This window comes from Streptomyces sp. NPDC050264 (assembly GCF_040655895.1).
Lineage (GTDB): Bacteria > Actinomycetota > Actinomycetes > Streptomycetales > Streptomycetaceae > Streptomyces.
In genome coordinates this window covers 91,432-117,899 of the sequence record NZ_JBFAKV010000005.1, presented here as the reverse complement: position 1 = coordinate 117,899, position 26,468 = coordinate 91,432, and the positions used below count along the sequence as shown (strand labels likewise).

Sequence of the window (26,468 nt, the reverse complement as noted above, 5' to 3'; positions counted from 1 at the left end):
GCTCTTAGCCCAGCGGCGGCGGGGCGGGCTGCTCCTCGAGTGCTGCGTTCAGCTCGGTCGCGGCGCTGCCCCTGGTCGCCGTGGCGTACTGGCGCAGGCAGTCCGCGCTGTGTGTCTGCCGGGCGGCGCGGCCGGACAGGTGGCAGCACGGGATCGTGTCGAACACCCGCGGGTCGATCGGCAAGCCTCTCGCTGCGCGTTCGGCGAGTACGGCGCGGGCGCGGGCCAGGCGGTGCGCGGCGTACTGGCGGGTGGCGGACCAGGCGAGGAACGCGGCCACGTACAGGCCGGCCACGGCTGCCCACGGGCTGAACGCGGCGGCGAGGTAGGTGGCGCTGGCGGTGAGCGCGACGGCGGCCAAGGTGAGGGCGACGGTGGTGCGGAGCGCGGGTGTCATGGCGTGGCCTTTCGGGGCCGGAGGTGGAGGGTTCCCGGCGGGATGGCCGGATCCGGGACGAGACCGATGCCGACGAGGGCGCCGAGTTGACCGGGTCCGGGTTCGTGGACGGGCACGGTGCGCAGTGCGCTGGTGAGCGCGGCGAGCGTGGAGGGCTCGGCGGCGACCTCTTGGACCGGCTCGGTGTGGAGGAGGAGGAACCTCACGGCCTGCTCCCACACTGTCGGGTGCGCCGACCGGTGATGGGCCAGGCACAGGTGAGCGCCCAAGCGGCGAGGACGGCAAGCAGCGCGCCGAGGCCGGCGATGCCGGCGACGGTGATGATGGCCCGGCCGATGATCTCGGGGCCGAGCGCGGCGAGATCGAGAATGATCACGGCTGCTGCTCCAACGTGGGCGCTGCACGCCACTGCTCGACAACGGCTTTGGGAATGCGCCCGACCGGCGGGCACTCCACGCCCTGGGCGCGGGCCCACGCCCGCACCTCGGCCGCGTTGTAGTCCAGCGGCTTGCGCACCTTGCGGGCCTTGGGCGGGGCGAGCTCGGCCTTGCGGGCGGCGAGCGTGGCGAGCCGCTCCTCGAGGGCGGCCTGCTCGCTGTCGAGCTCAGCCAGCTCGTGGTCGGTGACGTAGCGGGCGCGCAGTCCGACGAGGGCCGCGCGGGCCCGGGTCGCAGCATCCCGGACGTTGGTGTCGGGGTGGTTGTCGCCCCAGGCGAGGAGCTGGCCAACGGGCAGTTTCTCGGCGGCCTCGTGCAGGGAGACCGGGGCAGACGCGGTGGTTGGTACGGCGGTCATGGTGCGGTCCTTTGGGTTGGTGGACAGAGGGCGAGTGCGGCGGGCGAGCTCGGGCCCGCCCTCGAGGTCGATCTGGTCCAGGAGCTGGCGCAGCGCGGCCACCGTCATCGGCCGGCCCGCTACGCCCGGCGGGCGGCGGAAATACGGGTGTCGTCGCGCCACCGCCAACCGCGCAGCGCCTCGCATACCTCGGCGCGGTGCTGCGCCTGCTGCTCGGCGGTGACGGGCAGCAGCTCGGAGAGGGGGCCCCCGAACTTGCCAGTGGGCGCGTCCTCGGACAGCGCCTGGTCGAGGAGCTCGGCGGCGGTCACCGCCCCCACCGCCACTGACCGGGCCGTACGGCGGCGCGGCGGCCGGGCCTGCTCGAGGGCGCGGGCCGCGGCCGCGGGCGGTTGCACGTCGCGACGTGCGGCATCGCACGCCACTCCATGCCCTCGAGGCGGGCCCGCTCGGCGGTCAGTACCCGCACGCGCAGGGTGCCGGTGCCGTCGCGGTAGGCGGCGAGGTTGCCGGCCGGGTTGGGGTCGGCGTCGACGGCCTGGCGGCGGCCGCGGGCAGTAATGGCCCAGCGGATGCGGGCAGTTCGGCAGCCGTCGCACAGCACGACGTCGTGGTCACTGGTCATGGGTCCTCCGGTCGGTACCGGTCTCGGGCGTGGGCGAGTCGGCCAAGAGCGGCAGGACTCGCAGGTGGCCATAGATGTGTAGGGCGCCGGCCTTGCCGTGGTCGGCGATCGCCCTCCGGATCTGCGCGTCGCTGGCCCGGTCGCGCTGGCGGTACGACGCTTTCCGGGGCAGGGCGGCCGCTTCTTCGGGTGCCAGCAGCGGCGGCAGCTCGTGCCCCGCCGCAGCCTGTGTGTGCTCGTCCTGGTGCTGGTCCTGCTGCAGCTGCTCCAGGCGCGCCTGGACCTCGCGGGCCACGCGCCACTGAGCGCTGATGACCTGCCGCTGGTGCGCGCAGATCTGGCAGGGGGCGCCGGTTGGCCACACGGTGGAGTCCTCGCAGGAGCTCACTCCGCAGCCGCGGTGCACGATGCCGGTGCCGAGCAGCCAGGCGCCCATGTCGCGGATGTCTGCGCGCAGCACGGAGGCGTAGCGGCGGCGGATTCGCTCGGCCAGGCGCTCCTCGTCGGCGTAGGTGCGCAGCTGCTCGCCGATAGTCCGGGCGATGCGCCGCAGCACGAACGGGCGGATGCCGGGCAGCTCATGGCGGACAGGGGCCAGCACGCGCCAGACCCTGGGCGATAGCTGCAGGGTCGGGCCGTTGTAGTTCGCAGGGGCGGCCGTCGGCGTGGGGCGGTTGCCGCGCGCAGCGCGAGAGGCGCCTGGCCCGAACGTGCCCGTCACGTTGTGCACAGGGCGGTCCGGGTTTTCCACAGGCGAACTACCGGTAGTTCGCCTACGGCGGGAACCCCCCACAGGGTTCGTCTCATCGGGTCGGTCAGTCAGGTGGTCTTCCCTAGACGCGAGGGATCCGTCTTGATCGCCCGCACCCGATCCGTCATGAATGACTGTCGCGCCCGCCGCGGAGTCGACGGCGCGCAGTGGGTGGCGGTGGGTCTCGTAGGCGTGGCGGCCGCGCTCGCCCTGGCGGCGGTGCACGGTGAGCCATCCGGTGCCCTCGAGCTCGTCGACCAGGCGGCGGGCCTGCCGCTCGCCCAGGCATTCGCCGGCGCGCTGTCCGGTGTGGTGGCGCAGCATCTGGCCGAGCTCGGCCACGGTCATGGGGATGCGGCGAGCGGTGGCGTAGGCGAGCAGCGCGTACAGGCGTAGCAGTCGCGGCGTCAGGGCCTCGGCCGAGCGCACGGGAATGCGCACCCACAACTCATCTGCCTCGAGCGGGCGGGTTACGCGGTGCGCGGATTCGCCGCGGCCGCCGGGCAGGGTGCGCCGTATGGTCGGCACCTCGACCAGGCCGTCGACCTCATCGGGGTTGCGCAGGTCGCGCAGGCCTCGCTCGACCGCGCTCTTGGACATGCCGAGGTAGGCGGCGAGGGTGGCGACGCGTGCTGTGCAGCCCTCCGGGCGGAGGGCCAGGGCTGCGACCTTGACATAGGCGCTCAGGGCGGCGTCGCCGTACTGAGCGCCCATGACCAGACGCAAGGGGACACGAACGGTCAGACCGCCGCCGCGCGGGTGCACGCCGGCGGCCGCGGGCTGCGGCTGGGCGTGCGGTGCAGCCGGAATGGCTGCGAGCGCGGCGGCGGACATGCGGGTTCCATTCGGTTTGGTGACTTCGGTTGGCCGGGGGTGATGGGCGCCGGGCGTGGACGCCAGCCCGCGCCCGGCTCGGCCCGGGTCAGTTGTGGCGGGTAGCGCGGTCCCGGCGGATCCGCAGCAGCACGGCCTGCGGAACGCACAGCTGATAGACCTGCTGGCCCTGGCGGGGACCGGAGTGCGGGGCGCGGGTGGTGAGCCAGCCGCGTTGGGTGAGGATCTCGAGCTGGACGTGCACCTGCGCGATGTCCAGACCGGTCGCGGCGGCGAGTTGCTCGGGGTTCACGAACCGGTTGACCAGGCCGCTGCGGTGGTGGGCGTTGCCGAGCAGGGTGAGCGCGATCAGCCGGGTGTGCGGGGTCGTGCCGCTGATGCGGATGCCGTGCTGGTAAACGGTGCGCAGCACCTCGTCGGACTGCAGGCGGCCGGGGCCGGCCAGGTCGGCGGCCGAGGTGGTGTGCTCAGGCGCCGTGGCGGGCCGAGGTTGAGGGGCGCGGGCTGGGGTGAGGGAGGGGCGGGGCGTACGGCGGGCGAGGTCGCCCGGGGTCGGCATGCTGCGCGTCACCGGTGTGGTCATGGTGGTCGTCCTTGTCGTGCGTGGTGCCGGTGGGGGCGGCGTCCGGTTGGGTGCCAGGTGGGGGCTGACGGTGGATCGGCCAGCCCGGGCCGGGTGGGGATTCGGGCCGGCCTGCCTGAGCGGCTGGCGTGTGCAGGGCGCACCACCAGCCGGTGGGGTAGAGCCGGGCGTAGGTCAGGGCGTGGGGGCTGGTCAGCGAGGTGCAGGCGGGAGGCCTGCGCCGCCGCTTCACTCGGGAGCGTCCGCGGCCCCCGCCGGGGCGTCTGCAGCGCGGGGCCAGACGCGGCCGTACGCACGCTCGTGGCGGGCGGCGATGGCACGCGCGGCCGCCGCGTTGGCGCGGACCTCGCCGCGCTGGATCTGGCCCAAGATGCGTTCGGCGTCCGTCGTGACTCTCATGCGCGCCTCCCGGCGGGCACGGCCCGGCGGGCAGGAACCTTGAGCAGACCGCAGCGGTAGGCCGCGGCAACGGCCGCCGTTCCCGTCGACACATCAAGCGCCTCGTAGAGGCGTTGGCGGTGCTTCTTGACGGTGTCGACGTGCACGAACAGGCGCCGGGCGGTCGCGGCCGCCGACTCTCCTCGGGCCAGCCCGACGAGAACCTGCCCCCGCATCTTGGGCAGCTCGGGCCCGTGCAGAATCACGGCGTCCTCGGCGGCGCAGGCGATGACGTGGCGGGCCAGCCGGTCGGCGTGCTGGGCGGTGATCGGCAGACCCATCCTGCGTGCGCCGCTCAGGAGGTAGCTGCGCAGTGTCTCGGTATTCACCTGGAGGATCTCGGCGCGCGCAGTGGACCCGCCCGCCAGCGGCTGGCTGCCGCCGCGGGTGTCCTTCTGCAGCGCCCTGTTGACCAGGACTTCCTCGGTGGGTGTCATACCGCCACCTCGAGACGTCGACCGTGCTTGTCGGTGGTGGCGAGCCATTCGGCGGCGACCTCGAGCGAGTCCAGGCCGCGCGAGGCGTGGCGCCAGCGCAGGGTGTCGATCTGGTGCGCCCCGTCACTGTCAGGCTGCACGCCCGCGATCCAGCGGCGGGCGCCGGTGGCGTCGCGGTATCCGGTGATGATTCCGCACAGCGTGGCGGTGGTGAGCTCGTTGGGCTCGCGGGTGACGAGGTACTGCGAGGGCTCGCCTCCCTTCACGACGGGACGGCCCGGCCACAGCCAGACGCTGCCCCAGCGGCTGGGCGCCTGGCCCCAGCCGGTCGCGGCCACCGTGGTGGTGGCCTGGGTGAGTCCCTCGCCAACGAGCAGGTGCACGGTGCTGCAGTCCCGGCACAGCAGCCGCACCCGCACCCGCGGAAACGTCGGGCCGTGGTCGCACATGTCGTTCGGGCAGGCGTGGGGTTCGGCGCCGGTGGCGATCGGGTGGGCGCCCTCGTCGTGGCGTACCTCGACCGCGTCCCAGACGGGGTGCGGACAGGTGTCGGTGTGGGGGTACGGGGTCCAGCCGAAATACGTCTCGGTGATCAGTTCCATCGCGGATCCTTGCGGTGGCGCGCGCGGGCGGGCTGCACGGTGGTAATGGGTGCGGTCTCGTCCGGCGCGGCGGGTTGGGCATGGCGCGGGGTGGCAGGCGGCGGAGGCGGACGCGGGGCACTCGAGCGCCTCTTGCTGTCGGCGTCGATGAGCCCCTTGATCAGCACGGCCAGGAGCACGACGGTGGCGGCGGTGGCGAGGAGCGCGCCCCACGCGGCACTGCCGATGACAGCCGGGGCGGCTGCGTCTGTCACTCGGGGGCGCCGACGGGCGACAGAACGGGGACCAGCGCGAGAACGCTCTTGCCGAGCGGCGCGGTGGCGGCCGGTCGGGAGGGAGCCACCGCTGCCTCGTACGCGGCAGCGGCCTCGGCGGACAGCAGGACCTCGGCGCACACCTCGACGCCATCGACGACAGTCTTGGCCTCGAGCCAGGCGCCCGACTGTTCCTGGGTGACGACCGCCTTAGCACCGGCGATCTTGACGAACTGCCGTATCCCAGAGGGGTCGTTGGTGCCGAAGTTGAACCGGACGCGGAACCCGACCAGCTCGCCGACCACGGCGGCCGAGCGGGGCAGCGTCTGCAACCTGGCAACGATGCCGTCCATCACGGTCGACGCGCGGCGGTACGCCTCGCGCTCGGTGCTGGCGCCCGGGGCAACGGGCGGCGTGGCGCGGTCGGTGGAATGGGTAGCCTGTTCCATATGAACCTCACTTCGTGAAACGGGTGTTGAGGTTTGGCTTTCAGCCGCGGCCGCGGGATCCGGACAGGGATCGCGCGGCCGCGTTGCGTGCCGGCAGCGGACGCAGGTGCCGCAGCGGGTGCGCGTCCTCGGCGGCCGGCGGCGTCTGGGCCAGCGGGCCGGTGGTCGGTTCGTGGTGGTGCAGTGCGTCGATGCGCTCGAGGTCCGCGTCCGTGAACGTGACGACGCGGCCCTTCTTGGTGTGCGGGAGTTGCTTGATGTGCCGACGCAGCCAGCCCTCCGTTACGCGCAGCTCGGCGGCTGCCTCGGCGTAGTCGAAGCGCCTCATGCCGAGGCCGGCACATTCAGAGCCGGGAACGGCTCGTCGTCCCGGACGGCACGGCCGCACGGCGACCACAGGCAGAGCTCGTCAACTCCGAGGGCCTGGCTGATCCGCAAGGCGACCGACATCGGCTGAGACGCGGTCTTGCCGTTAAGTAGCGCGTCGACAGTGCTGTGTGGAATGCCGACTAGCTCGGCCAGCTCGCGGACACTGACATCACAGCCAGCCCCGGTGCGCTCCATCAGCAGACGCATCGTTCCCGGCTTGACCAGCGCATATCGACGCTCGGAAGCCACGGTTACCCCTTGGTCATATCGGCCAGAAATTTGGTCAGCGCAAGCATTACAGAACCTTGGACGGTCTGTCCAGAAACTTGGTCAGAAAACCTGTGAGGATTCTGGCCAATGCCCCGGGTGGGGTGGCGCCACGTGCCCAAATCCCTGGACACTATGGCCAGGCAGGCGGCTATAGGTGTGCGCCCACCAGCGCATATGCCAGTCGCGGAGTAGTAGTCACGTGGACACCAGGGGCCACACGGAGACGAGGGAAATGGAACCCGAGGAGACGGCGGGGGAGACGCCAGGCGGTGCGGAGAGGCGGACAGATCTGTCCGATTTGCTGCGCAACCGTTCGCAGGAACTCAAGATGAGCTTGCGAGACGTCGCCGATGCCACGGCCGCGTACGGCCCAGACGCCACGTACAAGCGCTCGACGTTCATCAATCTTGTGAACGCGGTGCCGCATGTGAAGGCGCCGACGGAGGCGCAGCTGCGCGCCCTGGCCGACATCCTGAGGTACCCGACTGTCGCCCTGCAGCGGGCCGCGGCCGCCCAGTTCCTCGGGTACGTCGCCGAGCGCTGGATCGAGCGGGGTGAGCGCGCGCGAGTGTTCATCGCCGAGATCGACGAGCTGAGTGACGAGGAGCTCGAGGAGTACGAGGGCCTCGCGCAGATCGTCATGCGACGGCGGAAAATCGGGGGGTGAGCTGCACCTTTGGGCATAGTTGCTACCGTCAGTTACATGTAGGAACCCTCTGGTCCGAGTGTGATCTATGTGGCATCGTCAGTGATCCGCCTGGGGGGCGTGTCGGATCAGCACTGCACCCGCACGATCGAACATATGCGTGAATGCGCGGGTGTGCCATGCAAGGGGGCAAGACGATGGCAGTAGGCAGCGGCGCCCAGCCGCAGGCGGACGCGACGGAGGGTACGGCCCAGGCCGACTTCACGATGGAGTTCGTTCCCAAAATCCCCGGCGGCAGAGCCCTCGCACCACTCGAGACCGAGGGCGCGTTCGCGTTCGCGGTAGCCGACGGCGCGATGACCCAGCAATGCCTCGACGAAATGGTCTGCCACCTGCGCGCCATAGTCGGCGGCGGCAGCTGGCTACAGCAGTGGCCCTCCCTGGACGCCGAGACAGACGTCTCGGCCGATCCTGAGTGGGAGCGTTCCCATGCCGAACCCCCGCCCGTAGCAGCCGAGTTCGACATGGAGTTTCGCCCCACTCTCCCCGACGGCGCAGCCATCATGCCCGAGGAGAGCCCGGGCCGGTTCGTCTGGCTCGTCCGCGCCGGCGCGATGACGCAGCAGTGCTTCGACGAGCTGCGCGCCTATCTGCTCGCCATCGTCGGCAGCGGCAAGTGGACCCAGAACTGGGACGGCGACGGCGCGCCTCACCCCGGGCACTGATCACGCAGGCTGCACCAGCCCCAGCCCCCGGCTCGGCGCAGTCGCCCGCATCGCGTTCGCGACCGCGGCACTGATCTCATCGTCCAAGTTGCTCAACAGGTGCCCGTACCGGTCGATCGTCGTAGTGATCGACTCATGCCCGAGGCGCCGCTGGATCGCCGCCGGTGAGATGTTCTGCGCAATCAGCCACGACACGTGGGTATGCCGCAGGTCGTGAATCCGCGGGCGCTTCGTGAGGCCCTTCTTGATGGCCTCGCCCAGCGCCCGCTCCCACTTGCGGTGGTAGAAGTTCGAGTGCCGCCACGCCTTGCCCTGCCCGCCCCGGAAGATGAAGTCGTGGGGCCCGAGGCCGGCCACGTGGCGGCGCAGCATCGTGAGTTGATCCTCGTTCAGCGCCACCAGGCGCCGCGCCTTCCGGGTCTTGGGCGGCCCCAGCTCGAAGGTGTTCGCCTCGGTGCGCTTCCATGCCCGCTGCACGTTGACCTTGCCCGTCGTCCAGTTGATGTCCCGGGCCTGCAGGGAAGTCGCCTCACCCCACCGCATGCCCGTGCCCACCAGGAAGTCAGCAAGGTCCGCGGCGTTGGGGTCGAGGGTCCTCAGCTCCGCACTGATGCGGGCGTACTCGGTGTGCTCGAGGAACACCATCTCCTCATCCACGCCGTCGTCCTGGCGCGGGAGGCCCGTCTTCTTGCAGGGGTTCGACTCGCGCAGCTGCGGCTCCGCCTCGACCGCGGACTGGAAGATCACGTACAGGAGGCCGTGGCGGTTGGCCACCGACTTGGCGCTGGCCCTGATCCGCAGCACCTTCTCGGGGTCGTCTGGGTCGGTGACCGCGTGCCGCTGCCGGCGCACCCATTCGTTCACGTCGGCCTGCGTGATGTTGCACATCGTGGGCGGGTGCTCGGTCCCGTCCGCCGTGGTGTGCACCAGGCCGCCGAGGCGCCGCTCGAGACCGGCCGCGTCGCGGTACGGCACGCCGAGAAAGTGCTTCTCGACGTCCCGCTTGTAGTCGTGCTGAGTCCTCGCGTCCACGGTGTTGAGCCCGTCCACGTACGCGTGCGCGTACTCGCCCAGGGCGCGGTCGCCGGGGTGCTCCTCGGGCTCCACGAACCCCAGGCCCCTGGTCCAGCCGTGCGGCCACCGGTTGCCGTGCGCCTCTACCAGCAGCCGGAACTGCTCGGCGCTGGGCTCGTCGCCGAACTTCTCGCTCTGCCAGTCGCCGGCCTCGCGCCACTTCACCTGATACGTGATCTCGCCCGATCGCTTCGGGCGCGGAACGATGCTCGCCATGGAGGGGAAGATACGGGGCTGATGGGCCAGATGGGAGGGGGTTCTGTTCCCGTTCTGTTCCCAAGGATCTGGAAACGACGAAGGCCCGACCTGCTTTCGCAGGTCGGGCCTTGATCATTCAGGGTGAGTGACGGGACTTGAACCCGCGGCCACCTGGACCACAACCAGGTGCTCTACCAACTGAGCTACACCCACCATGTCCGGTCTTTTGTTGTTCTTCCGACCGGCCGAGAAAAAGTGTACAGGGTCCGAAGGGGTGCTCGCGCACTCCTTTTACGGACCCCGTACGGGTGGACGTGGGACGGGTTACTCCGTGGGCAGGACGTGCTTCGCCGCGATCGATTTCGCGGTGTCAGAGTCGGGCCCGGGCTGCGGGACGAAGATCGCCTCACGGTAGTAGCGCAGCTCGGCGATGGACTCGCGGATGTCGGCGAGTGCCCGGTGGTTGCCGTTCTTCTCCGGACTGTTGAAGTACGCCCTCGGGTACCAGCGCCGGGCCAGTTCCTTGACCGAGGACACATCGACGATCCGGTAGTGGAGGTATTCCTCCAGCGTCGGCATGTCACGCAGCAGGAAACCGCGGTCGGTACCGACCGAGTTCCCGCACAGCGGGGCCTTGCCCGCATCCTTGACGTGCTCACGTACATAGGAGAGGACCTGCTCCTCGGCGTCCGCGAGCGTCGTTCCGCCCGCCAGCTCGTCGAGGAGACCCGAGGCGGTGTGCATGTTGCGCACCACCTCGGGCATCGTCTCCAGGGCCTCGTCCGGCGGGCGGATCACGATGTCCACACCGTCGCCGAGTACGTTCAGCTCCGAATCGGTGACCAGTGCGGCCACCTCGATGAGCGCGTCGTTCGCCAGCGAGAGTCCGGTCATCTCGCAGTCGATCCACACCATGCGATCGTTCATGCGACCAACCCTACGGGTCGGACCTTCCCGCTGGCAGACGACGGGCGTCAGCTCCTGTATCCGTCGACCGGCGTGCTACGGCGCCGTGCGCGGCCCCGGCACGCTCGCCCGGCCCGTCGCGAACGCGTCGGACACCGGTTTGAGGCCCTCCGCGTGGTTCGTCGGACCCGTCGGCATCGAGGCCGCGGGCGCGCCGAACGCGTTCGCGGCAGCGGTCCGCCGGGACTGGGCGGGCACCGGCCCGGGGCCCGGAGTCTCGGGGCCCTGCACCGGGACGATCTCCACCGGCTTCTCCGCCTTCGCGGCGCCCCCGGAGTCACCCGGCTGCGGCCTGCGCGCGCGGTACGCCGCCCGGTACGCCGCCGGGGACGAGCCCAGCTGGCGCCGGAAGTGCCCGCGCAGCGCCACCGGTGAGCGGAAGCCGCAGCGTCCGGCGACCTCGTCGACCGAGTAGTCGGAGGTCTCCAGGAGCCGCTGCGCCTGCAGCACCCGCTGGGTGATCAGCCACTGCAGCGGAGCGCTCCCGGTCAGCGAACGGAAACGCCGGTCGAACGTACGGCGGCTCATGTAGGCGCGGGCCGCCAGCGTCTCCACGTCGAACTGCTAGTGGAGGTGCTCCAGGGCCCAGGCGACGACCTCGGCCAGCGGATCCGCGCCGATCTCCTCAGGTAAAGACCTGTCGAGATAGCGCTCCTGGCCGCCGCTTCGGCGCGGTGGGACCACCAGCCGGCGGGCGAGCGCTCCGGCCGCCTCGTTGCCGTGGTCCGTGCGCACTATGTGCAGGCACAGGTCGATGCCGGCCGCGGTGCCGGCACTCGTCAGTACGTCTCCGTCGTCCACGAAGAGCTCGCGCGGGTCCACATGGACCGACGGATAGCGCTTGGCGAGCGTCGGTGCGTACATCCAGTGTGTGGTGGCCGGCCGGCCGTCGAGCAGGCCGGCCGCGGCGAGCACGAACGCGCCGGTGCACAGACCGACGATGCGCGCCCCCTCCTCATGGGCGCGACGAATCGCGTCCAGCGCCTCCTCCGGCGGCGGCGAGGTGATCGACCGCCAGGCCGGCACGACGACCGTGCCTGCCCGCGAGATCGCCTCGAGGCCGTGTGGCGCGGTGAGTTCGAGTCCCCCGGTGGTGCGCAGCGGCCCCTCTTCACCCGCGCACACGAGCAACCGGTATCGCGGAACTCCCGCATCCTGCCGGTCGATGCCGAACACGGAGAGCGGAATGGAACTCTCGAAGATGGGTCCGCCGCTGAACAGAAGCACTGCGACGATCTCTCGTCGGCGGCGCCCCGACAGCTTGCGAGCCGCCGCCTCCGGCGCAGTGGTGGAGTCGTGGCTCATCCTGCTAAGCCCCCCTCGGTGCTCGCGGCTCCCTCAATATTTTGACGGGCTGTTCGCTCCTGCACGTTTCCCCTCGGTCCTGCACGAAGTCCCCCGCCGCCTTCAGATCAGACAGTCATGATCGAATCTACTGTGTTCCGTGGTGCCGTCGTGACCAGTTAAGAACCTGGCACATTGTCGACATGGCAACGTGGCGTGAAGCAGTCGATCACGAAGCGTTGCACTCACGGGCGTTGCTGGGAAGTGCGCCTCGACGCAGTGGCCGGTCCCCGTAGGGCGCACGGGCCCTCCGCGGTCCTTTCAGCCCTGCTGGAAGGGGCGTTGGGGGAGGGGGGTGACAAGGGGTAAGCCGCAAGGCGAAGTTGGCTGAAAATCTACGGAGTAGGACCCGGATCGGGGTCACTCCGCCGACGTACCGAGGTCCGTCCGATGCCCGCCCCGGTGCGCTCCCGGGCCGCTTCGACCACGACGGCCACGATGACGGCAACACTGTTCACTGTGCAACTGTTCCGCGCCACGTTCGCACTGGCGCAGGAGTACGCGGCAGACCGCGGTGACCGCCGCGAGCCCCATCGCGGCCCCCGCGGCGCCGGCGGCGGAGATGCCGTAGCCGACGAGAACGAGGGGCACCAGGACGCAACTGAACGCCGCCCAGCGGACGACGTCGCTCACCGCGTCCGACCCCGCGGATGGCGCGTCCTCGGCGTGAGGGGTCGCATGGGTGTGCGGCGAGGGCGTGCGGGCAGGGGCCGGAACGCTCCGGCGCGTGGGGGCCGGGTGGTGCGCGCTGGTCGGTCCGGGCACGGAGTGCTCCCTGTGTTCTCTCGGTCGGGAGTTCAACGCGCGGCCGCCCTCCCGGTCACTTGATCCGCCCCCGGACAGGACCGCAAGAGTGTGCAAACCGCCTGTACGGGGCAGCAACCATTGCCATACGGGCGGGGCCTCGTGCATGCTCCCCTGAACGCTGCGGAGCGGGAGCTGTCAGCAGGCAGGGAGCAGGCCCGGCCGCAGGCCGGAGTCTGGGCAGAGGAGGAGTGTCGCCGTACCCTTGGGGGTATGGGGTTGGGAAGATGATTCCCGGACACAACTCCGCCGAATCCGCTGTCGTCCCCTCATACATCGTCCCCTCATACAGAGGCCCACGAGGTACACGCCGAGACACTCATGGCCGGTCACGAGATTCCTGAACCCGCGGACCGCAAGCGGCAGGTCGCCGACCCCACGGCGACCCCCCAGGCGGCCGAAGAAACACGTCACGCATGTGATCCCGCGTTCCGCCACGGCGTCGTCGTCGGATTCGACGGCTCGACCTCCAGCGAGCGGGCCCTTTCCTACGCGATCGGCATGGCCCACCGCTCCGGCTCGGGGCTGATCATCGTGCATGTCGCCAACCGGCTGCCGACCACGGTGTGGGCCGGCTGTGAGCCCCCTGTCTTCGTGGACGTACCGGACCACCGCACCGAGGTGCTCGGCCTCGAACTCGCTTGTGCGGATTACCTGTCCGAGGTGCCCTGGATCCTCGTGGAGCGCGGCGGGGACATCTGCCACGAGCTGGAGGAGGTCGGGCGCGAGTACTCCGCCGACGCCATCGTCGTGGGGTCGACCCACGGGCTCGTCGGGCGGATCTTCGGCTCGGTCGCGGGGCGGCTCGCCCGCCGGGCCCAGCGGCCCGTCATCGTCATTCCCTGAGCCGTTCCGCGAGCCGTTCCCTGAGCAGTTCCCTGAACCGGGCCCGTCGGCCCGGTCCTTCAACTTGTGTACGCGGCAGGCCCGTTGCCCGGTCCGCCGGCCGTTCCGCGGGCATTTCCGGAACAGTTGAATCTACTCGCGCGTAGAGGTGGTTTGTGCCCTTGTGAAGGGTACATACCGGTCGCCGGACACAGGGCCGGGGTAATGGGCGACCCCGGCCCTTCGGGAACGGGTCTCTTTGCGCTTGGTGGCGCGCAAAGGGACCCGTTCGTTTTCACTTGCGTACCGGCGCTTACTCCACCGTCACGGACTTCGCCAGGTTGCGCGGCTTGTCGATGTCACGGCCGAGGGCCAACGCCGTGTGATAGGCGAGGAGTTGCAGCGGGATACCCATCAGAATCGGGTCAAGCTCGTCCTCGTTCTTCGGGACGACGATCGTGCGGTCCGCCTTCTCCTGCTCCTGGTGGGCGACCGCCAGGATCCGGCCGGAACGGGCCTTGATCTCTTCGAGGGCGGCGCGGTTCTTCTCCAGCAGGTCGTCGTCGGGGACGATCGCGACCGTGGGGAGCGCCGGCTCGATCAGGGCGAGGGGGCCGTGCTTCAGCTCGGACGCCGGGTAGGCCTCGGCGTGGATGTACGAGACCTCCTTGAGCTTCAGGGACGCCTCGCGGGCCACGGGGTAGCCCCGGACGCGCCCGATGAACATCATCGAGCGGGCGTCCGCGTACTCCTCGGCGACCTTCTTGATCTCCGCCTCCTGGTCGAGGATCGCGGTGATCTGGGCGGGCAGCTTGCGCAGGCCCTCGATGATGCGCTTGCCGTCGGCGACGGACAGGTCGCGGATGCGGCCGAGGTGCAGGGCGAGGAGCGCGAAGGCGACCGTGGTGTTGGTGAAGCACTTCGTCGAGACGACGCAGACCTCGGGGCCCGCGTGGACGTAGACGCCCGCGTCCGACTCACGGGCGATGGCCGAGCCGACGACGTTCACGACGCCGAAGACGCGGGCGCCCTTGCGCTTCAGTTCCTGGACCGCCGCGAGGACGTCGTAGGTCTCGCCGGACTGCGACACCGCGATGTACAGGGTGTCGGGGTCGACGACCGGGTTGCGGTAGCGGAACTCGGAGGCCGGCTCGGCGTCCGCGGGGATGCGGGCCAGCTCCTCGATCATCTGGGCGCCGATCAGGCCCGCGTGGTACGAGGTGCCGCAGCCGAGGATCTTCACGCGGCGCACCGAGCGCGCCTCGCGGGCGTCCAGGTTCAGGCCGCCCAGGTGCACCGTGGAGAAGCGGTCGTCGATGCGGCCGCGCAGCACGCGGTCCACGGCGTCGGCCTGCTCGAAGATCTCCTTGTGCATGTACGTGTCGTGGCCGCCCATGTCGTAGGAGGCGGCTTCCCACTCGACGGTGGTCGGGGACGCCGTCGTGCGCGTGCCCTCCGTCGTGTACGTACGGAAGTCGTCGGCCTTGAGCGTGGCCATCTCGCCGTCGTCGAGGGTGACGATCTGGCGGGTGTGGGAGACGAGCGCGGCGATGTCCGAGGCGACGAACATCTCCTTGTCGCCGATGCCGAGGACGACCGGCGAGCCGTTGCGGGCCACCACGATGCGGTCGGGGAAGTCGGCGTGCAGGACCGCGATGCCGTACGTGCCCTCGACGAGGCGCAGCGCCTCGCGGACCTTGTCCTCCAGGTCCGCCTGCTGGGAGCGGGCGATGAGGTGGGTGAGGACCTCGGTGTCCGTCTCGGAGAGGAACTCCACGCCCTCGGCGGTCAGCTTCGCGCGCAGCTCGGCGGCGTTGTCCACGATGCCGTTGTGGACGACGGCGACCTTGTTGTCGCCCGACATGTGCGGGTGCGCGTTCTCGTCGGAGGGGGCGCCGTGCGTGGCCCAGCGGGTGTGGGCGATGCCGGTGGTGCCCTTGAAGCGGGCCGGGACCTTGGCCTCCAGGTCGCGCACCCGGCCCTTGGCCTTGACCATCTTCAGGCCGCCGGCCTTCGGGCTGGTGATCACCACGCCCGCGGAGTCGTAGCCGCGGTACTCCAGGCGCTGCAGCCCCTCGAGGAGGAGCGGCGCGACGTCGCGCTTGCCGATGTAACCGACAATTCCGCACATAAGTAAGAAGGGTCCCCTCTTGGTAAGGATGGATCGGCCGGTCAGCCGTAGACCATGCGGCGCAGCTGTCTGAGCGACAGCTCGGGCGGCGCCACCGCCCGGTACCGCAGCTCCGTCGTGATCTGTTCGAAGATCACCGCGTTCACCAGGCCCTGACCCTGGAGCTCGCGGTGGCGGCGGCGGACGTACTCCTCCGTCGACTCGTCGAAGTAGGCGAGCACGTCCTGAATCACCCGCAGTGCCTCGCCCCTGCCCAGGGGCGTGCTGCGCGTCAGGTGATCGACCAGTTCCTCGTGCACCCGGTCGATCCTGAGGGACCGCTGGGGCTTTCGCAAGAAATCTGCCCGATATCGGGCAGGAATCCCCGCGGCCGGGTGGTGTCCGGAATCCTTGGCAGGAAAGTGGGCAAGCCTTGAAGCGTGCCATGCCGCTTGTTCGGGCCCCGTTCATCCGGCGTATCCGGGCGGGATGGGTGCCCCCAGCAACTTTCAGCCATGGACATTCCACGCATGGGCGTACCCGACGAGCTGGCCGACCGGAGCCTCGCCGAGCAGCACGAATACCTGCGCAGCAAGTTCTCCCGCCGCACCATGATGCGCGGCGGCGCCGTCACCATCGGTGCGGTCGCCGGCGGCGTCTTCGTCCCGGGCGCCGCGAACGCCGCGACCCCCTCCGCCTCTTCGTCCGCCGCCACCGCGACGGCCACCCAGCACGTCGACGGCGCGCTCGTCGCCCCCTTCGGCCGGCACCTCTCGTACGGCAGTGACCCGCGTACCGAGATGACCGTGTCCTGGCAGGTGCCGGTCGCGGTGAAGAACCCGTTCATCCGCATCGGCGCGCACGCCGGTGACCTGTCGCGGAAGATACCGGCCGAGGTCCGCGCGCTGTACACCCCGGCGGGCGTCGGCACGAGCGCCGACCACACCCAGTACTACGTGCACGCCGAACTGACCCACCTCAAGCCCGGCAAGACGTACTACTACGGCGTCGGGCACCAGGGCTTCGACCCGGCGGCGCCGCGCTTCGCCGGCACGATCGGCACGTTCACCACGGCGCCCGCGCGCTCGCAGCCCTTCACCTTCACGGCCTTCGGCGACCAGGGCGTCAGCTACCACGCCCTCGCCAACGACAGCCTGATCCTCGCCCAGGGGCCGTCCTTCCACCTGCACGCCGGTGACATCGCGTACGCGGACCCGTCCGGCTCGGGCCAGACCACGGACACGTTCGACGCGCGGACCTGGGACCAGTTCCTCGCGCAGACCGAGTCCGTCGCCAAGTCCGTGCCGTGGATGGTCAGTTACGGCAACCACGACATGGAGGCCTGGTACGCGCCGCACGGCTACGGCAGCCAGGAGGCCCGCTTCGCGCCGCCGCGCAACGGCCCCGACCCGAAGAACCTGCCGAGCGTGTACTCGTTCGTGCACGGCAACACGGCGATCATCTCGCTCGACGCGAACGACGTGTCGTGGGAGATCCCGGCCAACCTCGGCCTGTCCGGCGGCACCCAGACCAAGTGGTTCGAGGCGCAGCTGAAGAAGTTCCGGGCGCACGGCTCCGGGATCGACTTCGTCGTCGTCTTCTTCCACCACTGCGCGTACTGCACCGCCACCGCGCACGCCTCGGAGGGGGGCGTGCGCAAGGAGTGGGTGCCGCTGTTCGAGAAGTACACCGTCGACCTGGTCATCAACGGGCACAACCACGTGTACGAGCGCTCGGACGTGCTCAAGGGCGAGAAGGTCACCAAGGAGCTGCCGATCGGCGGCACCGCCTACCCCGAGACCGACGGCATCGTGTACGTGACGGCGGGCGCGGCCGGAAAGAGCCTGTACGCGTTCCCGGTGGCCGACACCTACCAGGGCCACGAGAAGGACGTCGACCCGTTCCAGTCGTACGTCACCCAGGCCGACGGCAGCAAGAAGGCCGTGACCGTGGACTGGTCCCGGGTGCGCTACACCAACTACTCGTTCCTGCGGGTGGACGTGGAACCGGCGGCGGTCGGGCGGACGGCCAGGCTCACGGTTCGCGGGATCGCGGAGACGGGCGAGGAGATCGACCGGTTCGTGGTCGCTCGCAAGGTGCGCCGGTAACGGGGCCCGGCGCACGGGGCTCCGACAGGGGCTACAGCCGCTTCAGAACCGCCTGTTTGGCCGCCGTGAACTCCTCTTCCGTCAGTACCCCGGCCTGATGCAGCTCGCCCAGTTCGCGCAGGCGCCGCAGCAGTGCGTCGTGGCCGTCCTCCGTGGGGGCGGAGGCGGGCGCGGGCTGCGGCGTGGGGCGCGGGGTCAGCTCCTTGGGGGCGGCGTGCGCGCCGGGGTGCGGCAGGCGGGCCTGGACGGCCGCGGCGACCAGCGCCATCAGCGGGTCCTTCTTGAAGCCCCACAGCTCGATCGAGTTGGGGTCGTACTTCGGCGGCGCCTTCGTCGGCGACGAGCGGACGGTGAAGCGGAGGCAGCCGTTCTCCAGGCCCACGGCCGGCTGCCACTCCACCGCCACGATGTCGGCGAGGGCGAGCAGCCGCGTCCCGGCCGCGGCCTTGGCGTCCTCCGTCTTCCAGTTCCACTCCAGCCGGACGTGCTCCCCGTCGAAGCTCGCCGTGCCGTCGCCCGCCGAGACGGACAGCGGCACCGGCGGGCCCGGCAGCACGTACGCCGTGCAGGCCGCCGAGGAGACCTGCTCGAGGAGCAGCGCGTTGCGCACCTCGTCCACGAGGTACTCGGCGACCCCGTACCGGTCCGACTCGACCGTCAGCTGGTACGGGTCGGCGCCCTCCGTCAGCTTGCCGCCGGTCGCCTGCAGCAGCGGGTCCGCGCCGTCCCGGAGCCGCAGCCGAAGCCGCCCGGACTTCTTGCCCTGCTCGAAGGAGACGCCGGCCAACGCCCTTAGCGGTACGGTCAGTTCGCCCAGCGTCTTACGGAGCAGAGCGACACCTTTGTCGCGCCCCGGCACCAGCCGCAGCGTCTCGCCGTCGAACGTCCATATGCCGTCGCGCTGGATGATTTCCGCCATGGGACGATTCTGGCATCCGGCCCCCGGGAAGTGGTCTACACCTTGACCGGTCGAGGGACGGGCGGTACGCATGGTGACCGATCGGTTGCTCAGCCCGCACAACGAACTCCGCCAACGACCTCCGTCGAAGGGACCGTTCGTGAGGACGCAGAACAGATCGCAGCACAGGCCGCATCGCACGCCGCGCTACAGGTCGGGGACTGCCCTGCTGGGCGCGCTGCTGCTCGTCGCCGCCGGAGCCGGGGCCCTCGGCGCCGTCCCCGCGGCGGCCTCCGCACCGGCCGCCGCCACCCCGCTCGGGCAGATCGTCCCCGCGCCCGCGAAGGCGACGGCGGGCGGATCCGCGTACCGGATCACGGAGAAGACCCGCATCCGGGTCGACGACGACTCGCGTGACGCGCGCCGCGTCGGCGACTACCTCGCCGGCGTGCTGCGCCCCTCCACCGGCTACAAGCTGCCCGTCACCGGCGACCGTGCCGGTTCCGGCGACGGCATCCGGCTCCGGCTGAGCGGGAAGGACAAGGGGCTCGGCGCGGAGGGGTACCGGCTGACGAGCACCGGCCGGTCCCTCACCATCGTCGCGCGCGAGGCCGCCGGGCTCTTCCACGGCGTACAGACGCTGCGCCAGCAGCTGTCCGCCGCCGTGGAGGCGGACAGCAGGCAGCCCGGACCGTGGCTCGTCGCGGGCGGCACCATCGAGGACAGCCCGCGCTACGGCTACCGCAGCGCCATGCTCGACGTGTCGCGGCACTTCTTCACGGTCGAGCAAGTCAAGCGCTACATCGACGAGTTGGCGCTCTACAAGATCAACAAGCTGCATCTGCACCTGAGCGACGACCAGGGGTGGCGCATCGCCATCGACTCCTGGCCGAACCTCGCCACGTACGGCGGCTCGACGCAGGTCGGCGGCGGCGCGGGCGGCCACTACACCAAAGCCCAGTACAAGGACATCGTCCGGTACGCGGCCTCGCGCTACCTGGAGGTCGTGCCCGAGATCGACATGCCCAGCCACACGAACGCGGCCCTCGCCTCCTACGCCGACCTGAACTGCGACGGTGTCGCGCCGCCGCTCTACACCGGCACCGAGGTCGGCTTCAGCTCGCTGTGCGTCAACAAGGACATCACGTACGAGTTCGTCGACGACGTGGTGCGCGAACTGGCCGCCATCACGCCGGGCGAATACCTGCACATCGGCGGTGACGAGGCGCACTCCACCAGCCAGGCGGACTACGTCACCTTCATGAACAAAGTGCAGCCGATTGTCGCCAAGTACGGGAAGACCGTGGTCGGTTGGCATCAGCTGACCGGCGCGGCCCCCGCCAAGGGCGCGCTCGCGCAGTACTGGGGCACGGAAGGGACCAGCGCCGCGGAGAAGGCACAGGTCGCCGCCGCCGCGAAGAACGGGACGGGGCTCATCATCTCGCCCGCCGACCGGACGTACCTCGACATGAAGTACACCAAGGACACGCCCCTCGGCCTGTCCTGGGCGGGCTACGTGGAGGTACAGCGCTCCTACGACTGGGACCCGGGCAACTACCTTCCGGGAGCCCCCGGTTCGGCCGTGAAGGGCGTCGAGGCGCCGCTGTGGTCGGAGACCCTGTCGACGTCCGCGCACCTCGACTACATGGCCTTCCCGCGGCTGCCCGGCGTCGCCGAGCTCGGCTGGTCACCCGCGGCCACGCACGACTGGGACACGTACAAGGTGCGGCTCGCCGCGCAGGCGCCCCGCTGGGACGCGCTGGGCATCGGCTACTACAAGTCGCCGCAAGTGCCCTGGAACAGCTGACGCCGACGTAGGAAAGGGGCTCGGGAGGACCGTCTCCCGAGCCCCTTCCGGCCTGTGTGAAAGCCCTCAGGCGATCGGGTTCTCCAGGTCGCCGACCAGCTGCAGCGCGCCCGACGGGTCCGCCAGGTCCACCATCTGCTCGTTGTTGCGCAACTGGAGCCGGTTGAGCGCGGACAGCGCGAAGCTCGGGGCGAACATGTCGAACCGCTCGAACTTGTCGGCCAGGTGGGGCACCGACTCCTGGTACTCGCGCACGCAGTCGGCCACCGCCGACCAGAACGTGGACTCGTCCAGGATGCCGTCCTCGACCAGGTTCGCCGCGAGGAAGCGGAAGAAGCAGTCGAAGACGTCCGTGAAGATCGACAGGAGCTTCATGTCGTCGGGGACCTGCGCCCGGATCCGGTCCACCTTCGGCGGCAGCACCGCGTCCGTGTCCATCACCGCGATCTCCTCGGCGATGTCCTTGTAGATCGCCCGCTGGACCACGCCGCGCTCGTCCAGGACCAGGATGACGTTCTCGCCGTGCGGCATGAACACCAGGTCATAGGCGTAGAAGCTGTGCAGGAGCGGCGTCAGGTACGCCTTCAGGTACGGCTTCAGCCACGCGCGCGGCGTCAGCCCCGAACGCTCGATCAGGGCCCCCGCGAAGGAGCGGCCCGCGCGGTCCACGTGCAGCAGCGACGCCATCGTGGCCAGGCGCTCGCCCTCGGCCAGCGACGGGACCGGCGACTCGCGCCACAGGGCCGCCAGCATCTTGCGGTACGGCGAGTAGCGGTCGGTGGCCGCCTCGTACTCCAGGTGCCGGTAGCCGACGGCCGCGCGCTCGCGGATGATCGTCAGGCCCGTGCCCTTGAGCACCTCGTCGTTCTCGATGAGCCCGGCCAGCCAGTCGTTGATCGCCGGCGTCGCCTCCATGTACGCCGCCGAAAGACCGCGCATGAAGCCCATGTTGATGACCGACAGCGCCGTCTTCACGTAATGCTTCGACGGGGACGTCGAGTTGAAGAACGTACGGATCGACTGCTGCGCCAGGTACTCGTCGTCGCCCTCGCCCAGGCAGACCAGACGCTGCTGGGCGACCTCGGCGGCGAACGTGACGGACAGCTTGTTCCACCACTGCCACGGGTGGACCGGGATGAGCAGGTAGTCGGCCGGGTCGAGGCCCTTCTCGCGCAGGGTCGTGGAGAACCGGTCGAGGGTCTCCTCGCCCAGCTCGGCCCGCAGCAGCGACTCGTAGTCGATGCCGGCGCCCGCCGTGAACGCCGCCCGCTCGCGCGTCGCCGCCAGCCAGATCAGCCGTACGGGGCTCGCGGTCTCGGGCGCGTACGAGAGGTACTCGTGGATGCCGAAGCCGAGCCGGCCGTTGTTCGCGACGAAGCACGGGTGGCCCTCGGTCATGCCCGTCTCGATGTCCTGGAAGGACCCGGTCGCGGCGAGCTCGGCGGAGGTCACGTCCGGCTTCGTCAGTTTGAAGCAGGTGCCCGAGAGGGTGGAGGAGATCTCCTCCAGGTAGACCGGCAGGATCGCGTCGGTCAGGCCGAGCGCGCCCTTCAGTTCGGTGAAGAACTGCAGCGCGTCCAGCGGGAGTTCGGCGCCGTGGCGCTCCCGGGTGATCGAGCCGGCGGCCACCTGCCAGTGGTCCAGGCGCAGTCGGCGGGCGCTGAACCGGTAGCGGGTGGAGCCGTCGTCGCTGCGGACGACGTACCGGCCGTCCTCACCCTCGACGGGCTCGGGGGTGAGCAGCCGCTCGTGGCTGAACTCGGCGAGGGCCTTGCGGACCAGCAGGCGGTTCGCCTCGGCCCAGCGCTCGGGGGAGAGGTGGGAGACGGTGTCGGCGAGGGTCATGCCCGGACCTCCTTGCCCTGCGCGATCGCGGCTTCGAACTGGGCGCGCGTGCAGAAGCTCAGCAGCGCCTTCTTCTCCGGCTTGTCGATCTCCCGGTCCGGGACGAAGCCGACGACCTCGTTGAGCGCGTGCACCGCCTTGTTGCTCACGTCGGGCTCGACGACGACCCTGCTGACCGCGGGGTCGGCGAAGAGGTGCTCCATCACGGCGGTGATCACGGCGCGGGTGAAGCCGTGCTCGGGGGTGTCGGTGGGCGCGACGAGGAAGTGCATGCCGATGTCGCCCGGCTCGGGCTCGTACAGGCCGACGAGTTCGACGTACCGCGGGTCGTAGCGCTCCATCAGGAAGGCGGGCACGCCGTCCCGCTCGCCGATGAAGGCGTCGTGGTGCTCGGCGGCGGCGATGGACATGTACTCGCGTTCCACGTCCGGGAGCGTCGCATCGCCCATGAGCCAGAACGCGGCCTTGGGGTGGGTGACCCAGCCGTGGACGAGTTCGGCGTCCTTCAGCGGATCGAGGGTGCGTATTGCGAAGGTCATACGGCGAACTCCTGGAAGGCGATGGTCTTCTCGACGTGGTAGTACTCGGTGCCGAGCAGCTCGCCGATGATGTAGCTGTTGCGGTAGGCGCCCATGCCCAGGTCGGGGCTGGTGATCGAGTGCGTGTGCACGCCCGCGTTCTGCAGGAAGATGCCGCGCCCGGTCGTGTCGATCGCGTAGTTGCGGGCGACGTCGAAGCGGCCCCGGCCGTCGAGCCGGATGCGGTCCTTGACCGGCTCCAGGAACGCGGGCGCCTGGTACTTGTACCCGGTGGCCAGGATCAGGCCCTCGGTGCTCAGCTCGTACTCCTTGTCCTGCTCCTCCTGGTGCAGCCCGAGGGTGTACGTGCCGTTCTCGTAACGGGCGCCGCGAAGCGCCGAGTTGGTGAGCAGGCGCGTCGGGACGGGGCCGCCGAGCCTCTTCTGGTACAGCAGGTCGAAGATGGCGTTGACGAGCTCGCCGTCGATGCCCTTGAAGAGGCCCTTCTGCCGCTCTTCGAGGGAGTACCGGGTGGTCTCCGGCAGCGCGTGGAAGTAGTCGATGTAGTCCGGGGACGTCATCTCAAGCGTGAGCTTGGTGTACTCCAGCGGGAAGAAGCGCGGCGAGCGCGTGACCCAGTTCAGCTGGTAGCCGTGGACGTCGATCTCGGCGAGCAGGTCGTAGTAGATCTCGGCGGCGGACTGCCCGCTGCCGACGAGCGTGATCGACTTCTTCTGCTGGAGCTCCTGCTTGTGCTGCACGTAGCGGGAGTTGTGCAGGTAGTCGCCGCCGAGCCCCTGCACGGCCTCGGGGATGTTCGGCGGGGTGCCGGTGCCGAGGACCAGGTGCGGGGCGCGGTAGGTGGCGCCGTCCTCGGTGGTGGCCGTGTAGAGGCCGTCGCTCTCGTCGTACGTCACCTCGGTGACGGTCGTGTCGAAACGGATCGAGGAGAGCTTCGCGGCGGCCCAGCGGCAGTAGTCGTTGTACTCGACGCGCAGCGGATAGAAGTTCTCGCGGATGTAGAACGAGTACAACCGCCCCGACTCTTTGAGGTAGTTGAGGAAGGAGTACGGGGAGGTCGGGTCGGCGAGGGTCACCAGGTCCGACATGAACGGCGTCTGCAGGTGGGCGCCTTCGAGGAACATCCCCGAGTGCCACTCGAAGTCCGGCTTGGACTCCAGGAAGATGCCGTTCAGCTCGGCTATCGGCTCGGTCAGGCAGGCGAGACCGAGGTTGAACGGGCCGAGCCCGATCCCGATGAAGTCGTACGAGTCACGGGACTCAGGAAGCGCGGTCAAGGGTGTCTCCCAGGTACTGCTCGGCGTGGCCGGCGATGAGGTCGAGGACGGCCCGGATGTCGTCGAGCGTCGTCTCGGGGTTGAGCAGGGTGAACTTCAGGTACTGCCGGTCGCCCACCTTGGTGCCCGCGACGACGGCGTCACCGGAGGCGAACAGGGCCTTGCGGGCGTAGAGGTTGGCGCGGTCGATCTCGGCCGGGTCGGTGACGGCGGCCGGGATGTAGCGGTAGACGAGCGTGGACAGGCTCGGCTCCACGACGACGTCGAAGCGCGGGTCGGCGGCGAGCAGCCGCCAGCCCTCGTGCGCCAGGTCGCAGACCTCGTCGAAGAGGTTCCCGATGCCGTCGGCGCCCATCACGCGCAGCGTCATCCACAGCTTGAGGGCGTCGAAGCGGCGGGTGGTCTGCAGGGACTTGTCGACCTGGTTGGGGATGCGCTCGGCGATCGTGCGGCGCGGGTTGAGGTACTCCGCGTGGTAGGTCGCGTGGCCGAGCGTGGCGCCGTCCCGGACCAGCACGGCGCTCGAACTCACCGGCTGGAAGAAGGACTTGTGGTAGTCGACGGTGACGGAGTCGGCCCGCTCGATGCCGTTGAGCCGGTCGCGGTTCTTCGTCGACACGAGCAGCCCGCAGCCGTACGCGGCGTCCACGTGCATCCATGTGTCGTACTGGGCGCACAGCTCGGCGATCTCCGGCAGCGGGTCGATGGACCCGAAGTCGGTGGTGCCACTGGTGGCGACGACGGCCATGGGGACGAGGCCGTCGCGGCGGCAGCGCTCCAGCTCGGCGGCGAGCGCCACGGTCTGCATGCGCTTCTCCCGGTCGACCGGGATGGTGACGACGGCCTCCTCGCCCAGGCCGAGCAGCGACGCGGACTTCTTGACGCTGAAGTGGCTGACCTCGGAGGCAAAGATACGCAGTTTCGCGAGCGAGGCCGGTCCGTCCCAGCCTTCCGGCCCCGGCTTGGCCTCCTGGCGGGCGAGGAGCAGCGCCTGGAGGTTGGACTGCGAACCGCCGGAGGTGAACACGCCGTCGGCGGCGGGCCCGAGGCCGATCCGCGCGGCGGTCCAGTCGATGAGCTTGCGCTCGATGAGCGTGCCGCCCGCGGACTGGTCCCAGGTGTCGAGGGAGGAGTTGACGGCGGACAGGATGGCCTCGCCGAGCACGGCCGGGATGACGACCGGGCAGTTGAGGTGTGCCAGGTAGCGGGGGTGGTGGAAGTAGACGGCGTCGCGGAGGTAGACGTCCTCCAGCTCGTCGAGGACGGCGATGGTGTCGTGGAGGGGCTTGTCCAGGTCGACGGCGTCGATGGTGGGGGAGAGGGCGTCCGGGGTGACGCCCGTGAACGGCCGTGCGGTGGTGGCGAGTTTGGCCGCCACCCGCTCGATTCCCTCGGTCACGGAACTGCGGTACAGCTCCGCGGTCGTGTCATTGAGCAGGTGCGAGCGCATGAACGGTTCCTCCGGGTGGGGATGAGGGTGTTCCCGGGCGGGGCAGGAAAAAGGGCGAGGTCGCGAACTCGATTCTTAGGTTAGCCTAACCTAATTTGAGCCCGCGACCCCGCCCCACGTATGTGACCGGATTGCCCTGAAGTGGCTGGATTCGCGTTACGCGGCGGCCGGTTGTGCCGGCTGCGCCCGCAGCGCGTCCTCGCTCATACCGCGCCGCCAGTACCCGACGAACGTCACCGCACGCTTGTCGTAGCCGCGTTCGCGCACGAGATGGCGCCGCAGCTCCTTCATGGTCCCGCACTCGCCCGCCAGCCAGGCGTACGGGCGCACGGCGTCGGGCAGCGGGGTGTCCCTGAGGGCTTCGAGGGCCGAGGGGCCGTCCTCGTCGCGCACCAGCCACGTCACGGTGACATCGGCGAGCGTCACGATGGGCTGGATGTCGTCCCGGTGCGGGACTTCCAGCCACACGTGCGCGGACGCGGACTCCGGCAGCCACGCGAGCACGCCGAGCGCCGCCGGCAGGGCCGTCTCGTCGCCCCACATGAGGATGTGGTCGAAGTCGCGCGGCGGCTGACAGCGCACGGCGGCGTTGTCGGCGATCGCCGGGCCGAGCACGACGGCCTTGTCGCCGGCCCGGGCGGCCTCCGCCCAGCGGCAGGCGGGACCGGCGGCGGCCGGGTCGTCGTTGTGCAGGACGAAGTCGATGTCGATCTCTTCGACGGTCCCGGCCGGCCCGCGGTGCTGGCCGCTGAGCGTGTACGAGCGCATGATCGCGCGCTCGTGGTCCGGGATCGCCCGGTACGCGGCGTGCCAGGCACGGCCGTCGTCGCCCGGCTCGGCGGGCGGCAGGACGGGGGCGTCCTGACCGGGGTGCGGCAGGAAGAGGGAGAGGGACTGGTCGCGGCCGCCGCCGTTGAAGCCGGCGAGGTCGTCTCCCGTGAAGGTGACCCGGAGCAGCGACGGGCCGAGCCGCCGGGTGCGGACCACTCGCAGATCGAAGAATCGGAAAGGGGTTACAGCGGGGGCTTCGGCCGTCACGGTCATGGGA

Annotated in this window: 31 protein-coding genes, 1 tRNA gene and 1 pseudogene; 5 read left to right on the top strand and 28 right to left on the bottom strand. The window is 70.2% G+C overall.

Annotated features, from left to right (window positions below; genetic code table 11):
* Nucleotides 1-4 precede the first annotated feature (4 nt).
* The 15 genes from AB0J02_RS10215 to AB0J02_RS10145 all read right to left on the bottom strand — a co-directional run bounded on the left by AB0J02_RS10215 (nucleotide 5) and on the right by AB0J02_RS10145 (nucleotide 6,783).
* Complete coding sequence (locus tag AB0J02_RS10215) at nucleotides 5-397, bottom strand: hypothetical protein (protein WP_363193148.1); 393 nt, start codon at nucleotides 395-397, stop codon at nucleotides 5-7.
* Nucleotides 394-603: a hypothetical protein gene (locus AB0J02_RS10210; protein WP_363193147.1), complete on the bottom strand. Its 210-nt coding sequence runs from the start codon at nucleotides 601-603 to the stop codon at nucleotides 394-396. The genes AB0J02_RS10215 and AB0J02_RS10210 overlap by 4 nt, the downstream gene beginning before the upstream one ends.
* Entirely contained in the window at nucleotides 600-773 is a 174-nt protein-coding gene (locus AB0J02_RS10205; protein ID WP_363193146.1) for a hypothetical protein, read from the bottom strand. Before AB0J02_RS10205 ends, AB0J02_RS10210 begins: the two co-directional genes overlap by 4 nt.
* Nucleotides 770-1,300 carry a histone-like nucleoid-structuring protein Lsr2 gene (locus AB0J02_RS10200; RefSeq protein WP_363193145.1) on the bottom strand — a complete coding sequence of 177 codons (531 nt, stop codon included), beginning with the start codon at nucleotides 1,298-1,300 and terminating at the stop codon, nucleotides 770-772. The genes AB0J02_RS10205 and AB0J02_RS10200 overlap by 4 nt, the downstream gene beginning before the upstream one ends.
* A gap of 11 nt (nucleotides 1,301-1,311) precedes the next feature.
* Nucleotides 1,312-1,503 (bottom strand): hypothetical protein, encoded by a 192-nt coding sequence (locus AB0J02_RS10195; protein WP_363193144.1) that lies wholly within the window; start codon nucleotides 1,501-1,503, stop codon nucleotides 1,312-1,314.
* Nucleotides 1,500-1,817: a hypothetical protein gene (locus tag AB0J02_RS10190; RefSeq protein WP_363193143.1), complete on the bottom strand. Its 318-nt coding sequence runs from the start codon at nucleotides 1,815-1,817 to the stop codon at nucleotides 1,500-1,502. The genes AB0J02_RS10195 and AB0J02_RS10190 overlap by 4 nt, the downstream gene beginning before the upstream one ends.
* Nucleotides 1,807-3,402, bottom strand: coding sequence for a hypothetical protein (locus tag AB0J02_RS10185; RefSeq protein WP_363193142.1), 1,596 nt, complete (start codon nucleotides 3,400-3,402; stop codon nucleotides 1,807-1,809). Before AB0J02_RS10185 ends, AB0J02_RS10190 begins: the two co-directional genes overlap by 11 nt.
* Before the next feature lie 88 nt (nucleotides 3,403-3,490).
* Entirely contained in the window at nucleotides 3,491-3,985 is a 495-nt protein-coding gene (locus AB0J02_RS10180) for a hypothetical protein (protein ID WP_363193141.1), read from the bottom strand.
* Between the two features lie 228 nt (nucleotides 3,986-4,213).
* Nucleotides 4,214-4,384: a hypothetical protein gene (locus AB0J02_RS10175; RefSeq protein WP_363193140.1), complete on the bottom strand. Its 171-nt coding sequence runs from the start codon at nucleotides 4,382-4,384 to the stop codon at nucleotides 4,214-4,216.
* A complete protein-coding gene (locus tag AB0J02_RS10170) occupies nucleotides 4,381-4,860 on the bottom strand; it encodes a hypothetical protein (RefSeq protein WP_363193139.1) in 480 nt (159 codons plus the stop codon). Before AB0J02_RS10170 ends, AB0J02_RS10175 begins: the two co-directional genes overlap by 4 nt.
* Entirely contained in the window at nucleotides 4,857-5,462 is a 606-nt protein-coding gene (locus AB0J02_RS10165; protein WP_363193138.1) for a hypothetical protein, read from the bottom strand. The genes AB0J02_RS10170 and AB0J02_RS10165 overlap by 4 nt, the downstream gene beginning before the upstream one ends.
* A complete protein-coding gene (locus AB0J02_RS10160) occupies nucleotides 5,453-5,716 on the bottom strand; it encodes a hypothetical protein (protein ID WP_363193137.1) in 264 nt (87 codons plus the stop codon). The genes AB0J02_RS10165 and AB0J02_RS10160 overlap by 10 nt, the downstream gene beginning before the upstream one ends.
* Entirely contained in the window at nucleotides 5,713-6,165 is a 453-nt protein-coding gene (locus AB0J02_RS10155) for a hypothetical protein (protein WP_363193136.1), read from the bottom strand. Before AB0J02_RS10155 ends, AB0J02_RS10160 begins: the two co-directional genes overlap by 4 nt.
* A gap of 40 nt (nucleotides 6,166-6,205) precedes the next feature.
* Nucleotides 6,206-6,493, bottom strand: a complete 288-nt coding sequence (locus AB0J02_RS10150) for a DNA-binding protein (protein WP_363193135.1) — start codon at nucleotides 6,491-6,493, stop codon at nucleotides 6,206-6,208.
* Nucleotides 6,490-6,783: a helix-turn-helix domain-containing protein gene (locus tag AB0J02_RS10145; RefSeq protein ID WP_363193134.1), complete on the bottom strand. Its 294-nt coding sequence runs from the start codon at nucleotides 6,781-6,783 to the stop codon at nucleotides 6,490-6,492. Before AB0J02_RS10145 ends, AB0J02_RS10150 begins: the two co-directional genes overlap by 4 nt.
* Before the next feature lie 253 nt (nucleotides 6,784-7,036).
* Between AB0J02_RS10145 and AB0J02_RS10140 the strand changes: the two genes are divergently transcribed.
* Complete coding sequence (locus tag AB0J02_RS10140) at nucleotides 7,037-7,471, top strand: XRE family transcriptional regulator (protein WP_363193133.1); 435 nt, start codon at nucleotides 7,037-7,039, stop codon at nucleotides 7,469-7,471.
* 176 nt (nucleotides 7,472-7,647) lie between these two features.
* A complete protein-coding gene (locus AB0J02_RS10135; protein ID WP_363193132.1) occupies nucleotides 7,648-8,175 on the top strand; it encodes a hypothetical protein in 528 nt (175 codons plus the stop codon).
* On the opposite strand, the gene AB0J02_RS10130 is transcribed toward AB0J02_RS10135, so the two are convergent.
* The 5 genes and pseudogenes from AB0J02_RS10130 to AB0J02_RS10110 all read right to left on the bottom strand — a co-directional run bounded on the left by AB0J02_RS10130 (nucleotide 8,176) and on the right by AB0J02_RS10110 (nucleotide 12,390).
* The gene (locus AB0J02_RS10130) at nucleotides 8,176-9,465 is read right to left on the bottom strand and encodes a site-specific integrase (protein ID WP_363193131.1); all 1,290 of its coding nucleotides are present in this window, start codon (nucleotides 9,463-9,465) and stop codon (nucleotides 8,176-8,178) included.
* Nucleotides 9,466-9,587: 122 nt separating this feature from the next.
* Nucleotides 9,588-9,660: transfer RNA gene (locus tag AB0J02_RS10125), tRNA-His, on the bottom strand.
* A 111-nt stretch (nucleotides 9,661-9,771) separates the two neighbouring features.
* Nucleotides 9,772-10,374: an oligoribonuclease gene (gene orn / locus AB0J02_RS10120; RefSeq protein ID WP_363193130.1), complete on the bottom strand. Its 603-nt coding sequence runs from the start codon at nucleotides 10,372-10,374 to the stop codon at nucleotides 9,772-9,774.
* A 75-nt stretch (nucleotides 10,375-10,449) separates the two neighbouring features.
* A pseudogene (locus AB0J02_RS10115) lies at nucleotides 10,450-11,718 on the bottom strand (helix-turn-helix domain-containing protein).
* Nucleotides 11,719-12,117: 399 nt separating this feature from the next.
* Nucleotides 12,118-12,390, bottom strand: coding sequence for a hypothetical protein (locus AB0J02_RS10110; RefSeq protein WP_363193427.1), 273 nt, complete (start codon nucleotides 12,388-12,390; stop codon nucleotides 12,118-12,120).
* Nucleotides 12,391-12,882: 492 nt separating this feature from the next.
* Between AB0J02_RS10110 and AB0J02_RS10105 the strand changes: the two genes are divergently transcribed.
* Entirely contained in the window at nucleotides 12,883-13,407 is a 525-nt protein-coding gene (locus AB0J02_RS10105) for a universal stress protein (RefSeq protein WP_363193129.1), read from the top strand.
* Between the two features lie 292 nt (nucleotides 13,408-13,699).
* On the opposite strand, the gene glmS is transcribed toward AB0J02_RS10105, so the two are convergent.
* Both glmS and AB0J02_RS10095 read right to left on the bottom strand, forming a co-directional pair.
* Nucleotides 13,700-15,517, bottom strand: a complete 1,818-nt coding sequence (gene glmS / locus AB0J02_RS10100; protein WP_363193128.1) for a glutamine--fructose-6-phosphate transaminase (isomerizing) — start codon at nucleotides 15,515-15,517, stop codon at nucleotides 13,700-13,702.
* Between the two features lie 41 nt (nucleotides 15,518-15,558).
* Nucleotides 15,559-15,816, bottom strand: coding sequence for a hypothetical protein (locus AB0J02_RS10095; protein ID WP_363193127.1), 258 nt, complete (start codon nucleotides 15,814-15,816; stop codon nucleotides 15,559-15,561).
* 195 nt (nucleotides 15,817-16,011) lie between these two features.
* Here AB0J02_RS10095 and AB0J02_RS10090 point away from each other — a divergent pair, with 195 nt between their 5' ends.
* Entirely contained in the window at nucleotides 16,012-17,604 is a 1,593-nt protein-coding gene (locus AB0J02_RS10090; RefSeq protein ID WP_363193126.1) for a metallophosphoesterase family protein, read from the top strand.
* A gap of 31 nt (nucleotides 17,605-17,635) precedes the next feature.
* On the opposite strand, the gene AB0J02_RS10085 is transcribed toward AB0J02_RS10090, so the two are convergent.
* Nucleotides 17,636-18,523: a DUF4429 domain-containing protein gene (locus tag AB0J02_RS10085; RefSeq protein ID WP_363193125.1), complete on the bottom strand. Its 888-nt coding sequence runs from the start codon at nucleotides 18,521-18,523 to the stop codon at nucleotides 17,636-17,638.
* A 205-nt stretch (nucleotides 18,524-18,728) separates the two neighbouring features.
* Here AB0J02_RS10085 and AB0J02_RS10080 point away from each other — a divergent pair, with 205 nt between their 5' ends.
* Nucleotides 18,729-20,309 (top strand): beta-N-acetylhexosaminidase, encoded by a 1,581-nt coding sequence (locus AB0J02_RS10080; RefSeq protein WP_363193426.1) that lies wholly within the window; start codon nucleotides 18,729-18,731, stop codon nucleotides 20,307-20,309.
* A gap of 66 nt (nucleotides 20,310-20,375) precedes the next feature.
* Here the strand turns inward: AB0J02_RS10080 and AB0J02_RS10075 are convergent, their stop codons facing one another.
* The 5 genes from AB0J02_RS10075 to AB0J02_RS10055 form a co-directional block, all read right to left on the bottom strand.
* Nucleotides 20,376-22,154, bottom strand: a complete 1,779-nt coding sequence (locus AB0J02_RS10075) for an IucA/IucC family siderophore biosynthesis protein (protein WP_363193124.1) — start codon at nucleotides 22,152-22,154, stop codon at nucleotides 20,376-20,378.
* Nucleotides 22,151-22,693 (bottom strand): GNAT family N-acetyltransferase, encoded by a 543-nt coding sequence (locus AB0J02_RS10070; protein WP_363193123.1) that lies wholly within the window; start codon nucleotides 22,691-22,693, stop codon nucleotides 22,151-22,153. The genes AB0J02_RS10075 and AB0J02_RS10070 overlap by 4 nt, the downstream gene beginning before the upstream one ends.
* Entirely contained in the window at nucleotides 22,690-23,970 is a 1,281-nt protein-coding gene (locus tag AB0J02_RS10065) for a SidA/IucD/PvdA family monooxygenase (protein ID WP_363193122.1), read from the bottom strand. Before AB0J02_RS10065 ends, AB0J02_RS10070 begins: the two co-directional genes overlap by 4 nt.
* Nucleotides 23,954-25,420, bottom strand: a complete 1,467-nt coding sequence (desA, locus tag AB0J02_RS10060; RefSeq protein WP_363193121.1) for a lysine decarboxylase DesA — start codon at nucleotides 25,418-25,420, stop codon at nucleotides 23,954-23,956. The genes AB0J02_RS10065 and desA overlap by 17 nt, the downstream gene beginning before the upstream one ends.
* A gap of 156 nt (nucleotides 25,421-25,576) precedes the next feature.
* Nucleotides 25,577-26,464 carry a siderophore-interacting protein gene (locus AB0J02_RS10055; protein WP_363193120.1) on the bottom strand — a complete coding sequence of 296 codons (888 nt, stop codon included), beginning with the start codon at nucleotides 26,462-26,464 and terminating at the stop codon, nucleotides 25,577-25,579.
* Between the last annotated feature and the right edge of the window lie 4 nt (nucleotides 26,465-26,468).